The sequence below is a fragment of the Nocardia sputi genome, from assembly GCF_023501985.1.
Window position 1 is genome coordinate 1 of the sequence record NZ_JAMFLC010000034.1, and the last position, 14248, is coordinate 14248.

A 14248-nucleotide genomic window follows, 5' to 3' on the forward strand; every position below is an offset into this window, starting at 1 on the left:
CATTACGGTGGGACACGAAGACCTCCGGCAGGTGAATGCGTTCCTAGACAGCTCGCACTTCACCCGGAGGTCTTCGCCATGTCAGCCCGACACGCCGCTACCAACGTCCGTGGTCAGTACACCTAGGTCTCAATACCCCTTCTCCGGGTAGACGCCCGGTCCGCCGAAAACTCATCGGTGAAACAGAGTCCAGGTCGTGGTTGGTGAGCATGCGGATCGCCTCTAACTGATGGCTGTCGAAAGGTGAGCTTCATCGATGGCCACTACGGGCAGCCTGCCCCGCTCCGCCGCTTCAGCGGCCAGCGTCTCGGCGGTCCGGGGTACCAGGACCGCAGTGTGATAGGCGGGCTGGTGCCCGAGAGAGGCGACGATGCGGTGGAGCATGCCGCGACCCCGATCGAGGGATTCGGCAGATAGATCACGACTCGACGGCCGCGCGCCGTTCACGATCATCGGCGCGGCGCTCGGCGTGTCCGACCAAACCGTCGCCCGCCGTTACCGCAAACTGCGCTCCACCGGGGCGCTGCGCGTACTCGGTCTCACCGACGCCCGCCGACTCGGGCACGTCGAATGGCTCGTCCGCCTGCGATGCGTACCCGGCGCGGCCGAACCCATCGCCACCGCACTCGCCGCCCAGACACCTCCTCGGTCAGCCTCACCTCGGGCGGCACCGAGATCGTCTGCTTTACACGAACCCGCGGCCACCAGCCCCGCGACAGCTGGCTGTGGGGGCAAACTGCCCCGCACACCACGAGTGGTCGCCGTCACCGCGCACTGCCTCCTCCGCATGTTCTTCGGCGGCGCGACCGGCTGGAACGGCAGATCCGAATCCACCATCCATCGACGCCTCGAACACCTCCGACACACCGGCACGCTCTTCTTCGACGTCGACATCGACCCCCGCCTACTCGGCTTCACCTGCGAAGCCATGCTGTGGTTACCCGTCCCACCCCGCCAAACTCGCCGACCTCGGAGCCACCCTCGCCACCCACCCCGAAGTCGCCTTCGCCGCCGCCACCACCGGACCGACCAACCTCGTCGCCCTCTCGACGCCCTGGCCGGTTACGGTGCCGGTCTCTGGATCGCTACCGGCGCCCGCCGGCCGAGGACTCTGACCCTCGCCGAGTTCGACCTCGCCGGACTCTGGGTCGTGCATACACACCCCACCCGGCCCAGCATGCTGGTACGCGGCCGCCGCGGACCGATCGACACCGCCCCGCTGCGGAGCCCGGCGATCCGGCACAAGGAGGAACTGCTGTTCGAACGCGCACTATCCGGGGTGCGGGGACCAGATTCGCGAAAAGTGGCGCTAAGCGGTTTGGCTATCAATCCGAGCGGCACCGCGAGCGCTACCGCAGATAATTTCAGGAGTCGCCAGTACGGGTCCTTACCAGTCCCGCCCCAGTCGTAGGCTCGCCGATCAATTCCCATTAGGCGACGAGGGTGAGGTGAGCGGCCGCGGCCTGGTCGGGATCGCCTGTTCGGGTCATGAGGCGGTTGATGGCGTCGGCGACCTGGTCGGGCTGCTCGAGAATCACCGAGTGCCCGGCGCCCTCGACCATCACGAGGTCGGCGTACTCGACGGCCGCGGCCATCGCGACCGAGTGCGACGGCGGCGTCATCAGGTCGCTGCAGCCGCACAGCACCAGCGTGGGGATCCGCGAGAGGACCGCGAGCGCGTCGGTCCGGTCGTAGACCGTGAATTCGCTCAGGAAACTCGCCATCGTGACGATCGGCGTCTCGTTGCGCATCGCGTGGGCCAGCGCCAGCACCCGCGGGCTGACCTTGCGATCGCCGAACTCGGCGGCACGGATGACGGGGGCGAAGAGTGTGCAGGCTACAGGTTTCGCGTGGTGCATCAGGCCCGGGGCGCGGCGGACGGCCGCCTGGAACGCGGAGACGACCGGGTTACGCAGGAGCCGGCCGAGGCCCGCGTCGGCGAGCCCGCTCGCGGCGGTCGCCAGGAGCGCGACGCCCACGATACGAGTGCCGATCTCGTGCGGGTACCGTGCGGCGTAGGTCAGCACGGTCATGCCGCCCATCGAGTGGCCGACGAGGACGACCGGTCCGGTGGGGGCGACCGCGTCGAGAACGTCCTGCAGGTCGCGGCCGAGCTGGGCGAGGTTGTAGGTCTTGCGGGACGCTGCGGCGGAGTCGCCGTGTCCGCGATGGTCATAGCAGACCACCCGGGCGTCGGGGTATCGGCGCAGCAGCGCGTCGCGGACGTAGGTCCAGGACTCACTGCGCAGGCAATGGCCGTGCAGGAGGACGACGGTGAGGTCGGCATCGCGCGGACCGTACTCCCGAACCGCGAGAGCGACGCCGTCTCGGGTCGAGACCGTGACACGCCGTTGGGCCACGGTGGGGATGGTGGTGCGGATGGACATGAGCGGCTCCGGTGCGTTGGCGGGGAGGTGTTCTGCTCGCTGCGCGACAACCATCCTCATCGAATCGGTACCGGGCCGACATCGGGCATATACCTATCTACGGTCATGCGATCACCTAGGCACGGTTACCGATGGGCGTTCAGATGTCTCGCACTCGTGTGCATCTGGGGTAGAGCCGGCATGTGGGGTCCAACCGGCCGGAATCCGGCGTTGGCCGGAAAAAATTCGCGCCTGACCAGGCGGTTTCGATGGCGCCGACTGGCAGGCTCGCGTCCGGCACTCCAAAACGTGGGATCAAGCGGACAGCGACGCTTCATGTACCAGATGACACGATTCTTACCTGCATCGTCGATGCGCGCTGCTTTTCAACGCACGCTGTCTGGTTCCGTCAGCTCACGGATCCGGTGTCCTGCCTTGCGAGCCAAACCACTGGATGAGCTCGAGGCGATGGCACGCAGACAGGTGACCGCCTCATCACCACCGATAGCTGTGATCGCGTCGAGTGCAGCGCGGGAAGACTCTCCGATCCGCCACCCGCCCTCGAGGATCTGCTGACATAGTCGCCGCGCCGTGTCTGCATTCCCGACAAGGCCTTGCGCATGCAACACCCAGTTGTCGCGGTGGGGGCAACCGGCCAACATCCAAGCCTCGTATAGGCCCCATGCGAACTCCGCAAGCGCCGTCGGATCCACCGTTTCCGCGACAACCCGAACTCCGGCGTATTGCCATTCGGGGCGGCACATCGCCAGCATCGTGCAGAAGTCTTCCACTGCGGATTCCGGCAGCGCTGCGCTGCCGTTTGGTAGCAAGATGGCAGGAAGCAGGGCAGGGACGAGCCACGTCGGCAGTCGAGGAATCCGATGCGGTAGCGCAGACTGTATCGCATCGTCGCCCACCCTCGCGGAGATGGCTGTGCGGCTCTGCTCGCCGTAATATGCTGCGGCGCTGTCGATTGCGCTGCGGTGACCCATTTGGGCAATAGTGTGTAGCGCGTGCTGGGCAAGCATGCGATCGCTGCCGTACCGACTCAGCGCAATCGGAATCAGGTCTTCGACGGCCGTGTCGGCATGCCGCTGCCACCAAGCGACCGCGGTACGATTGGTCCGGCGGAACCCGAGGCAGCGCATCATCAGCACGGCGACACGACTGCCGTCGACTGGCTCCATGACCTGAGCCATCCGCAACGGATGTTGCGCCATCGTCGCAACGACCGCATCAAGGGCATCGGCACCGAACCTTCCCAGAATGCGTTGGAAAATCGCCTGCGAGTGGACTGCCCGCGGGACTTTGAACTCTCGCAGGATCGGATGCGCGATGTCGTCGGATATCAGTGCGAGGACGAAGGGCTCCTGGTCGACGTCCTGCACTGAGCGACGGTAATCCTCGATGCTCCGGGCCCTGCTGACCACCTCGAGCATGTCGTGTTCATACCACCACCCCCGTGTTACTGGCCTCGCAGCCCACCGCTCCCGTTCACCTGGCCGCCAGTCGAGCCGCAGCGGGCGGTCGGGGCGTTTTTCGAGGGAAAGGTGCTGTGCCCGCGAAGGTGCGCGACGCCAAGGCGGCGACGCCAAGACATCCGGCAGTTCGTGCGGTTCGGCGTTGCGTAGATGTACGGATTGACCACACTGGTGAGCCGACGCATCGCTGATGAACTGCTGTTCTCGACGTTTGAGCGCCCGAACAATATGGGCCGACGCCCTCCGGGTGGGATCGGCTGACAACAGCCTCCTCGCACGGCGCGGGAACCGGACCGCGGATCGGGACAGCGCACCGAACACCAACCCGTTGTCGGCGCGAGCCTGGAGCAGCCCCATCGCGACATCGGTCGGAAACCGGGACAGCATGTCGGCGAGCTCGCCCGTGGAGTCTCGGTCAGCACCCCAACCGTAGGTTGCATGAAGCCTGGCATCCAGCATCGCCGCGATGACGTCGGCGGCGGCGGGACCTACCTGGGTCGCGATGTTGTACACATGACGAAAAAGGCGTGCTGGCTCGACCACTTCGGTGATGCGAGTGAGTTGCTCAGAGGTGGTGGCGCAAGCGGCTAGAAGGGCAAGCGAATCCGAGGAATCAGACGGAACCGACCAAGCCCCGAAATCGTTGCTGTACCAGCGCAGGTGCCGCTCGGGCGGTGCGCTGCGCGACTTGTCGATCGGCATCGCCTCGAGATCTGCATCGATCCAACCCTGTTCGGTCGGAAGCAGGTACGACGTGGCGACCCGGACCCACAGGTCACCGATATGACCGGAAGCCCCTCGACCGCCGGCAACGCCGCGCAGCGTACCGAGGCGTTGGACGGTGGTCCGGTAACGCTCTTCGGATGCAGTCGCCAGGTGCGCCCGGACCCGCCGCAGCACGTTGTAGGCACGCAATGGTCCTGGTTCGTTCGGCTCGGGCGCGGTCAGATGGATAGGATTCCACGTACCGCCCCGGGATCCCGATACGACCGAACTCGACATTCCCACCCCGGACATCCACACAGCTGCTTCCGCCGCGAATTCGAGCCCGTACTCAGCCACCCACGTGTCAGCTAGACTGCGCGGCTCCGAGTGCACGAGAGCGCATACAACTGCTGCGCCTTTCGCGGATACGCGTGAATCGAGAAACCCGGCCCCTGCCTCGGAAAGCCAATACACACCACCGCGGGGCGGGAACGCCAGAGCACCCTCGATCACCTGGCGATACGGGGCGAGCTCGGTGGGCGTAACAGGCGTTCGCGGCCGAAACGTCAACTGTCGTGCCGGGCCCAGCCCCCGAAAAGGCGCTGCCCTGGGCCACCATTTCGCCGGAACCGCCCACGAGTCCTATCCAGCCGGTCATGAGGTTCGGCCACACACCCTCCGATTTCGCCTACCGGACACGACCATAATTGGCTCGGACACGCGGTCACGGGCAATGAGAGACGCCGCTCGCTGAATCGTGTACGTCGCACATCGCATGCCTTCGCCGCAGCCTAAAAGGCATGGCCAAATTCACGACCTCCCAGCAATGGGAACCGATAGGGGTCTTGCGAGTTCTCTGCAACGCCCACCGTGGCTATGGGCCGGACGTGCCCGATATTCAACGCGAAGGGGGTTCCGGGCAGTCGAAGTACGCGCGTGTTCAAGAGTCCGGCAGATCCTCGGGGCTCTGGTAACTCGCCAGAGCAGACCGACGGTCTTGTCATTCGTGCTGGGTATCACGGCGAACCTGCCACTGGCCGGACCCGTTCGCGCGGACCGATCACGTCATCGAAGGCTGGTCCGTCATCGAAGGAGCGCGCCCCGACGCCCCGGTCAGAAGAGGGTGTCGCGGACCCGTAGCGGCCATACCCGGTGGGACCGAGCTGGGCAAGTTCTGCATCGACATCGACCTCGATCGCGCCGAAGAAGTGGATGTTCTCCGAGTGGGCCGGGGAGATATGGGCCAGCACATCTGTGTCTATACGACGCCCCTGGCGGCGCATCTGCTCGACCGCGAGCCCGTTATATTCCGTGGTCCAGGCGATAACCGCGTTGGTGGCCAGGGTCAGGTACCAGGCCTGCTCCGTCTGGGCTTCCAGGTGGCGGGCGCGGAAAGCTCCTTCGTGGGCGTGGATGAGGCCGCGTTTGAGGGCGTGGATGGATTCGCCCTTGTTGAGCTGGCGCGAGATCTTGCGCCGGTAGTCGGGTCCGGTCAGATATCGGCAGGCGTAGATGGTGCGCCGCATGGCACCATATTCCTTGAGCGCCGCCGCCAGGGCGTTCTGCCGCCCGGATGCGGACAGCTTGCCGACCAGTAGTGACGCGGTGGCGTGCCCGAACTTCAGTGATCCGGCCAGCCGGGGTAGGTCGTCGTAGTGTTCGGCGATCAGGTCCAGATTTAGCTTGCGGGTCAACAGCGGTCCGACGTGCGGGAACCCGCGCGTCGGCATCGGCGCGCGGCACCGGCCGGTACAGGGTGATCTTGCCCAGGTCCCGGATGCGCGGGGACAGCTGCATCCCGAGCAGATCGAACAGCGCGAAGTTGACCAGGGTGACCCCGTGGGTATCGGTCGCGTGCTCGGTGATCGGCAGATCCGTTGCATTGCAGAGGATTTCGTCCAGCACGTAATGGGCTTCGCGGCGGGTGGTGACGATCACCTTGGTGCCGTAAGTGGTGTGCTGGTCGGTCACGTGAGTGTAGGTCGACAGGCCCTCCTCGGCGAAGAAGTGATTCACCGCGCGGGCGGTGGTGGACTTGCCGCGCGTGGGGAACCGCTGCCCGTCCGAGGACGACAGGGTGCCGGTCCCGAACACCGTGGTCAGCGGAAGTCTCTGGTGGTAGCCGATGATCGCCAGATTCGCCGCACGCAGCGTCTCCTCCTGCACATACCACTCCGCGGTCCACGCCAGGATGTCGTAGGAGATCCCCGACGCCGCAGCCATATTGGTCAGACCGAGGTTCGTGGAATACGCCAGCAGCACCGCGATCAGATTGCGCTTCAACTCCGGGCTGCGGGCCTGCTTACCGCCCGCATGAGTGAAGCAATCCAAGTAGCCGGTGCGTTTGTCCAGCTCGATCAGCAGCGACACGATCGGCGCGAACGGCAGCATTTCCGTGAGCTCGGCCTTCAACTCGATGGCCTCGGTCGGGATGTCCTCGGCGGTCAAAGGTGAGATCACCAGATCACCGACCTCGTCCAGCCGCACCGGCCCGTCACCGGACGCGAGCATCTGCTCCAGCTCGGCGACCGCCGCACCCCACTCGTCGGTCAACGCGACCAACGCGGCAACCGGGTCGGCTCGCTTGTCGACCAGGCGGCAGAATTCGCCGCGCTGCGGCTCCCACTGCTCGGACGTGAGCAGGTAGGCGGCAGGATCGGCGTAGCGGCGCGACCCCGGCACGAACACATCCCCGCTGCGCAGCCCGTCCCGCAACCCGAGCAGCACGCACAGTTCCCAATAGTGCCGGTAGGCGACGGTATTGCCGGTCTTGCGGGCTTCGTCGAGATAGCCGCGCCACTTGGCCGGCACGAACCCCGTGGGTGCATCGTCGAACACCTTGCGACGACCGGTTGCATTCAGCTCGCGCAGCAAGTCCACCGCGATCAGCAACTCCGTCGCCGCCGTGCCGCCGGCGGACCGGACCGCCGACAACACCGCCGGAGTGAACTTCCGCAGATACGAATACGACGAATCGAGAGCCACCAGATGCCCGTGATCACGCGGTAGCCGCGGCTTGGTCTGCGCTTTCGCGGCCCGCAGCCGCTCCAACCCGATGCCCTCACCTCGGATCAACCCGCCGACATCCTCGTCGGGGATGTGCGGGTCGATGAGGATGGATAGGAGGTCATCCAGTAGCGCCTGCCGGTCCTCCCCGCTCTTGCCGCGCTCGGCCAGCTCCTCGCGCATCCGGTTCTCCGCGGCACTGAACTTCCCCGACAGTGCCTGATCGAACAGCACCGCAGCCGCCGACGTCCACCGGCCCGGTGGACAGCCACCGCAACCGTGACATCCGGATCGAGGCATCGGTGACCAGCAAGCCGTCCAACTCAGCGCACCGCTGCGGAGTCAGCTCATGCGCGAGCCGATCGTAGGTCTCCCGCTGCGCCTGCTCACGCGCGTGCACAACGCGGCGCACAACGGTGTCGGGGCTGGGGCGGATCACCCGCGCCGAGAGCAGATACTCACACCCCAACCGGAACAACAGCGTCGGCGAATCATGCTCCATCGCCCGCGCCAACAAGAACTCGTCCAACTCCTTGAACTCCAGCGCACCGGCCGACCGCCAGCCCAGATACTGGGCCACCACTCGCAGATGCTCGGTGCGCGTCTGCGCCCGCTTGCCATACGAACGGATCAGCGACACATCGACATCCAGCTGATCCGCCAACCGCGCCACCGCCACTGCAGGCGCGGCAGCCACCTTGTCCGGCACGAACCCCAACCACGGCAGCGCACACAACGCCACCGACAAACCCAGCCGCTCCGCGGGGCCACGCCCGCGACCCGGCGTCAGAAAGGCGATGTCAGCCGGGGTGAGCGTGAAGTGCCGGAACAACTCCTCGCGGCTGATATCCGGGAACTCCCGCAGCCGCGCCAACTCCTCGACCGCGAACACCTGCATCGCCACGAAACCCAGCCTCCAGCACGCCGACCAACCTCATCGGCAGCCAAGCCAAGCACCAATCACGACGCCCCGCAGGACAAACAAGGAGCGCGCTATCTCTGCTGGTCAAGCCATTGTCGTTGTTTTTCGTCCGATTACTACCGGAACCCCGACTTGCTGCGCACCGGCATCTCCATCCGGGAAGGACGGCTGTCGTCGGTGACGCTGCTACGACGCCTCGGTAATCATTCGCGGAAAAACCGCTTGTACAAAGCGTTCCGGGAACTCGGCCGGGTGGTCAGGACCATCACGCTGCTGCGGTTTCTGTCCGAACCCGAGCTGCGCGAGCAGATCACGGCGATCACGAACCGGGCCGAGTCGTTCCACGGGTTCGCCGAGTGGCTGATGTTCGGTGGCCGCCTGATCGGCCACAACGATCCGGACCACCAGGAACGGGTGGTGAAGTTCAACGAACTGGTCGCCAACTGCGCCATCTACTCCACCGCCCTGGACATCACCGACGCCGCGAACGCCCTGGCCGCCGAGGGGCACCCGGTCGACCCGGATGATCTGGCCACCATCACGCCCTACATCACCCGCACGATCCGCCGGTTCGGCGATTGGGTCCTCAACCTCACCCCGCCCGAAGCGGTGCCGGTGACCCGCCTGGACCTCGAACCGCGCGCACTGTTCGCCACTGGACCGCCTTGACCAAGGGTCGGACATTGCTGTTTCTAGCGTTCACCTACCTCAGGCCGAGCGGTCCGGCCAATTCGGCGAGGGCCGCGACGAGGTTTCCAGGTTCGGTGAGCACTTGCACAGGCACATGGTCGGCGCCGGCGTCGAGGTGCGCTGCCAGCCCGGCAGGGCTGGCTATGTCAACTTGATTTGGCCCCGGTGTGACGCAGTACCTACTTGATAGCAACAATCCATTGTCCCGGACGAGTGCCGCTGAAACTGGACAAGGCTGGTTCGCCAGGCATGAATCACTGTGGCAATCCGGATTCCCAAGCCTCCCAGAGCGAGTTGTCGCAGGACCGGGCCGGCCGCCATCCCGATCGTGATCTATCTGCCGAATCCCTCGATCGGGGTCCGCGGCATGCTCCACCGCATCGTCGCCTCTCTCGGGCACCGGCCCGCCTATCACACCGCGGTCCCGGCACCCGAGACCGCCGAGACGCTGGCCGCTGAAGCGGCGGAGCGGGGCAGGCTGCCCATAGTGGCCATCGATGAAGCTCACCTGCTCGACAGCCATCAGTTATTAGTGGGAAGCTATCCGGCCGCCGTGGCAAATATCAGCATTAGAGTTGCCACACAGCTTTCCCAGGAGGTACCGACTCATGAACGAACCGACAGCGGCATTCGCGCGGGCCGAGGACGCGATCGCCCGGCTGCGAGCCGCGGCGGCGGCCTCGGAAGGCGAGGTCCGACTGGGCCCTGGCATCCCGGACGACGTCATCGACACCTGGGCGGTGCCGGTGCCCGCCGACATCCGGCTCCTGGCACGCGAGATCGGCGAAATCTGGTTCGACGACTACGATCCGATCACCTTCGGACATCCGGAGAACTTCGAGCCCAGGTTCTGCCGCGCCGGCGCACCAGGGACCTGGTGGGCGCTGCACCGCAACGCCGCCGCGGAGAATTACTACGCCGACATCGATCCCGAGACCGGCGTCTGGGGTCGGGTCTTCTACCACTGGGAGGACAACTCCACCACCCTGGTCGCGCCGTCGGTCGCCGACTGGTTCACCTCCGTCGCCGACGGGCTCGACCTGGCCTTGCGGGTTGCCGCCGGCGAGCGGGTCGAGGGTATGGATCCGGGTCTGGACGACGACGAACTGGACGACCTCGACTTCGAATCGGTGTTCCAGGACTGGTGGTCCGGCCAGGGCGAAATCCTCGCGCCCCGCGACTCACCGATAGCGGCCGCCATGCCAGCACCGACGGCCCGCCATTCCCCCGACACGGTACTGGCGACCGCCGCAGCCGCTCTCCCAGATGGTGCCGTCCTCGCCGACCTTCGCACCGCGCACTACCCCACCTTCATCTCGTTCAACGAGTTCCGCGGCGGCACGGCCCGCTACCGCCGCTTCGCCGGCGGCACCCTCCTCGCCGCCATCCCCTCCGACTCCTGATCGGCATCTCAGGCAGCACAGGTTCTGCCGGCGAAGCACTGCGGCTCTATGCACCCGGCTGGCTGTTCACCAGAACAGTCACCACCGATACTCGACTGGGCGGCTACGACCTGCCCGCCGGAACCTCTGTGGTGTGAGCACCGACACCCGCCGCTATCTCCCGGGCCTGCGACATGTGGTCCCGCGGCAATCTCGATTGGGCACTCGACGTCGAACGTTACCTGTGACTGGGCCCCGATTGCAGGTCCACCTGACGGGACCCCGGTGATCGGTCCACTTGATCTGGCCCCCGCTCAGGAGGCCGCGGTTTCGAGAGTTGAGGCAGACTGACCCGTAGGAGGTCACGATGCCGAAATCCTTTCCGCTGTCCATGCGCCGGCAGGTGTGTGCTCGGCTGCGAACTGGAAATCCAGCGCCCACACTCGGTTCGGTGCCTCCGCCGTCACCGACGTGATGGTGGAGGCACCGGTGCGTTTGCGGCGCCGCCGCAGTGGCACCCGCAACCCTTCGGCTCGCCACAGACGCTGGATCTTCTTGTGGTTGACTTGCCAGCCCTCGGCGCGGGCGTCATGGTAGGCGCGGCGGAATCCCTGCCGTGGATGGGTTTTCGCCCACTCGCGTAACCATTCCCGCAACCCGGAATCCGGATCACCTGCGGTCTGATCGGCCGGTGGACGGCGTTGAGTGCTTCGGTGCTGCCCGGTCACCCGGCACGCGAAGCGTTCGCTCATTCCGAACAATCGTTGCAGGTGAGCGACCGCCGCGCGCCGGCGTTCCGGGTCTAGAAGTTTCCCTTCGCGATCTCCTTCAACGCCGCTTTCTCCAGCTCGGCCTCGGCCAGCAGCCGTTTGAGCACGGTGTTCTCGCGTTCGAGCTCTTTGAGTTTCTTCACGTCATCGGCCTTCAACCCGCCGAACTGATTACGCCACCGGTAATAGGTGGCCTCGGTGACTGCAGGACCCGGCACACCTCGGCCACGTCCTTGCCCTCGGCCAACAGTCGATCGGCCTCGGTCAGCTTCCGAACCACCTGCTCAGGGGTATGTCGTTTACGCGTCGCCATGATCGTCGTCGAGCCTTCCCACCCAAATCCTGGGCACTCAGACTCTCACAAACTACTACGGACCGAACCAGAGGGGTCACGTCATCATGTCTACGCCACCAAAGTGGAACTCGTTGCCTCGGTTGACAATTGGATCGACAGATACAACCATGATCGGCGGCACTCCGCCCTCGGGATGCTCGGCCCCATATGCTACGAGCAATCCCTGACAGACGCAGCCAAGGCTGCTTGAAACCCTGTCCACCATTCGGGGTGAACCTCAGCCGGACGATCACCGCTCCCGAAGACCGCGTTCCACTCAGCCATGCAGTGCGCGAGTTCGCAGGGCAGGGTCGGAGTGGATCTCGGATTCGGTAAAGCGTTCGACGACCCAGTCATTGGTTGCGAACAGTTTTGTCTGGTCGCTGCTGTGCGGGGAGTTTGCATCCGGTGATTGGGAGTACGTGAGCAAGGTGCGTGCCGAGGTTCTTGTAGGGGACAGTTCGACTGCCATGATGAAGCTCGAACCGAAGTCCACGGGAGCGAAGGTTCCGTCGTCGCGGAGTCCCGGTGGTCCCCCGCCGATCACGTGGTAGCAGCCTTCCTGGTGGGTACAGCCGGGCACCGCCACGTCGGTGCCGATCGAGCGCTGGAAGGAGGAGAGGGAGGCGTTCGGCGGTATGCCGGCGTCGGCCAAGCGGGCCACGGCGTCCGCCAGGGCGCGGCGGACTTCGGGAACCGCGGTGTTCACGGTGTTGGGAGTGGTCAGTGGGTGGGTCGGATCGAACGGTACCGCCCACACGTTGGGGACGCGCTCTGCGGCGAGCCAGAGCTCACGCCACAGTACGGCTCCCGCACTGTGCGGCTCGGCTCGCGAATCCCACTGTGCCAAAGCCTCACACGCCTCGGTAACGTCGACGTATCGTCCATCGGTCGCCTGGATGGTCGTCTGCTCGCGGCACATCGAAACGACTTTGTCCCTCGCCAATTCAGCGCTGTGGTTCCGGTCGGCCGAAAACGCCTCGAGTGCAGTCGATATGGTGAACCCCGCTGGCCCGAGTCCGTCTACGCCGCGTAGGCGTCGATCGATGATGTCCAGGCCGACGCGGGTGCGCAGGCTCCGTGGTGTCGCGACTGGTCCGAAGATCTGTGGCGTGCCCATGATCGGCGCGGCGGGGTTGGTGAGCCAGGCGGAGTCGTTACTGTTGGTTACGAAATCGGAGCGTGTGAGGGACGGGTACGCGTGCGGACCGAAGATTCCGGGCGTTACGGCGTCGGGGTCGCTGCCCCAGGCGCACAACGACAGTGAGCCGTCGAGCAGCGCCGCGCTCGGGGGAAGCCCCGGACCCCGGCCGCACAGCAATGCCTGTGCGTCGGTGACGTGCGGAACAACCGAGGCGTCGGCGTAATAGGCGGCACCGGTGTCGTCGACAGCGAGCGTGTTGGCGAAAGCTACGCCTTGGTAACGGTTTTGCGCCTGGCGCAGCTCGGCGACGCTGTCGGCCTGATTCATCGCCAGCCACACATTGGCGGACCTCCCGTTGTCGACGTTGACGTCGCGCAGCGACAGTGCGGTCGACTCGGTCCATGCGCCCGCAAGCACCGGCCCATAGCGGGAGTTGTAGACGGTCCGGTTCGCTGTGCCGCCGCCGAGCACCGGCACGGCAATGCTGCGCTCGGTCATTCGCTCTGGTCTGCCGTCCACGAGATAGCTCATCGGATCGCCGGGGACCAGTCGCAATACGTACATGCTGTATCGCCGGGCGGTCGACACCGTGTGGGTCCAGGCCAGGTGTGCCGTGTGCCCGATTATGACCAGCGGCACGCCGGGCAACGTCGCGCCGGACACGTTGAGGACACCGGGAATGGTCAACTGGGCCTGATAGAAGCGCAGTGACCCCCGCCAGGGGAAATGTGGGTTGGCCAGCAGGAAGCCGCCGCGCTGCGGCGTACCGTCCCGTCCGACGGCGATCCCGTTGCTGCCCAGACGCACGGTGTCGCCGCCCGCCATCTCGGCGAATATCGCATCGATTGCGGTGGCTCGAGGCGGTGCGGGCGTCGCCGCCGCGACCCGTGACTTGACCCGGCCGATCCCGCTGAACACGGTGATGGCGTAGATCATCCGCTGAACATCGAGCCGAGTGATCGGACGCACCCACGGTTTGCCACGGCAATCCGGGTCCGGTAGTCCGTCCACGCCCACGTCGGCGAGATACCGGTTCACCCCGGCCACGTAGCCGGCGATGAGGTCATCGATTTCGGCGGTGGGTCCGAGTGGTGGCGGTTGGTCGAAGGCTCGCTCCACGTTGCCGTTCTCATCGAGGAAGCGGTGGAAGACATCGCTGTCGATGTTGGTGAGCTGCCGGTCGATCGGATCCCCGGCATTGGCATCGGCACCGAAATACCGCGAGCGCTCGCCGCCGACCGTCAGCACGATATCCGCGAGCGAGCACATGCTGTCCTCCGCGAGTGCGTAGCCGAGGCCGAATCCGAGGCCGGGAAAGTCGTCGGCGAGGACATGCGGGATGCCGTACGCGGTGCGCCGGATGACCACCGAACCCCCGCCACGGTCCGCGCCGCCGACCCCGTGGGTGACCCCGGACAGGAGAGTGAGCACCATGACGAGAACCGAAA

The 14248-nt window shown here is 65.8% G+C and carries 7 protein-coding genes and 4 pseudogenes; 4 read left to right on the forward strand and 7 right to left on the reverse strand.

The window, feature by feature from the left end:
* Positions 1-169 precede the first annotated feature (169 nt).
* Positions 170-437 (reverse strand): annotated as a pseudogene (locus M8859_RS33095) (AAA family ATPase); the annotation flags it as partial.
* A 14-nt stretch (positions 438-451) separates the two neighbouring features.
* On the opposite strand from M8859_RS33095, the gene M8859_RS37820 reads away from it, so the two are divergent.
* A complete protein-coding gene (locus M8859_RS37820; protein WP_372492967.1) occupies positions 452-1411 on the forward strand; it encodes a hypothetical protein in 960 nt (319 codons plus the stop codon).
* A 19-nt stretch (positions 1412-1430) separates the two neighbouring features.
* Here the strand turns inward: M8859_RS37820 and M8859_RS33105 are convergent, their stop codons facing one another.
* The 3 genes and pseudogenes from M8859_RS33105 to M8859_RS37400 all read right to left on the reverse strand — a co-directional run bounded on the left by M8859_RS33105 (position 1431) and on the right by M8859_RS37400 (position 8462).
* A complete protein-coding gene (locus tag M8859_RS33105) occupies positions 1431-2387 on the reverse strand; it encodes an alpha/beta fold hydrolase (RefSeq protein ID WP_159930556.1) in 957 nt (318 codons plus the stop codon).
* Positions 2388-2752: 365 nt separating this feature from the next.
* The gene (locus M8859_RS33110; RefSeq protein ID WP_504928425.1) at positions 2753-5065 is read right to left on the reverse strand and encodes a hypothetical protein; all 2313 of its coding nucleotides are present in this window, start codon (positions 5063-5065) and stop codon (positions 2753-2755) included.
* Positions 5066-5665: 600 nt separating this feature from the next.
* Positions 5666-8462, reverse strand: a pseudogene (locus M8859_RS37400) (Tn3 family transposase).
* Between M8859_RS37400 and M8859_RS33135 the strand changes: the two are divergent.
* Positions 8379-9149 carry a Tn3 family transposase gene (locus tag M8859_RS33135; protein ID WP_308221250.1) on the forward strand — a complete coding sequence of 257 codons (771 nt, stop codon included), beginning with the start codon at positions 8379-8381 and terminating at the stop codon, positions 9147-9149. The pseudogene M8859_RS37400 and the gene M8859_RS33135 sit on opposite strands and share 84 nt — an antisense overlap.
* Positions 9150-9183: 34 nt before the next feature.
* On the opposite strand, the pseudogene M8859_RS33140 reads toward M8859_RS33135, so the two are convergent.
* Positions 9184-9303, reverse strand: a pseudogene (locus M8859_RS33140) (LLM class F420-dependent oxidoreductase); the annotation flags it as partial.
* Between the two features lie 475 nt (positions 9304-9778).
* Here M8859_RS33140 and M8859_RS33150 point away from each other — a divergent pair.
* Positions 9779-10573 (forward strand): hypothetical protein, encoded by a 795-nt coding sequence (locus tag M8859_RS33150; protein ID WP_195072429.1) that lies wholly within the window; start codon positions 9779-9781, stop codon positions 10571-10573.
* Between the two features lie 389 nt (positions 10574-10962).
* Here M8859_RS33150 and M8859_RS33155 read toward each other — a convergent pair.
* Positions 10963-11635, reverse strand: a pseudogene (locus tag M8859_RS33155) (transposase); the annotation flags it as partial.
* Here M8859_RS33155 and M8859_RS33160 point away from each other — a divergent pair.
* Positions 11634-11867 (forward strand): integrase core domain-containing protein, encoded by a 234-nt coding sequence (locus tag M8859_RS33160; protein ID WP_159930551.1) that lies wholly within the window; start codon positions 11634-11636, stop codon positions 11865-11867. The pseudogene M8859_RS33155 and the gene M8859_RS33160 sit on opposite strands and share 2 nt — an antisense overlap.
* 66 nt (positions 11868-11933) lie before the next feature.
* Here M8859_RS33160 and M8859_RS33165 read toward each other — a convergent pair whose 3' ends face one another.
* A complete protein-coding gene (locus M8859_RS33165; RefSeq protein ID WP_249645445.1) occupies positions 11934-14234 on the reverse strand; it encodes a penicillin acylase family protein in 2301 nt (766 codons plus the stop codon).
* Positions 14235-14248: the final 14 nt, after the last annotated feature.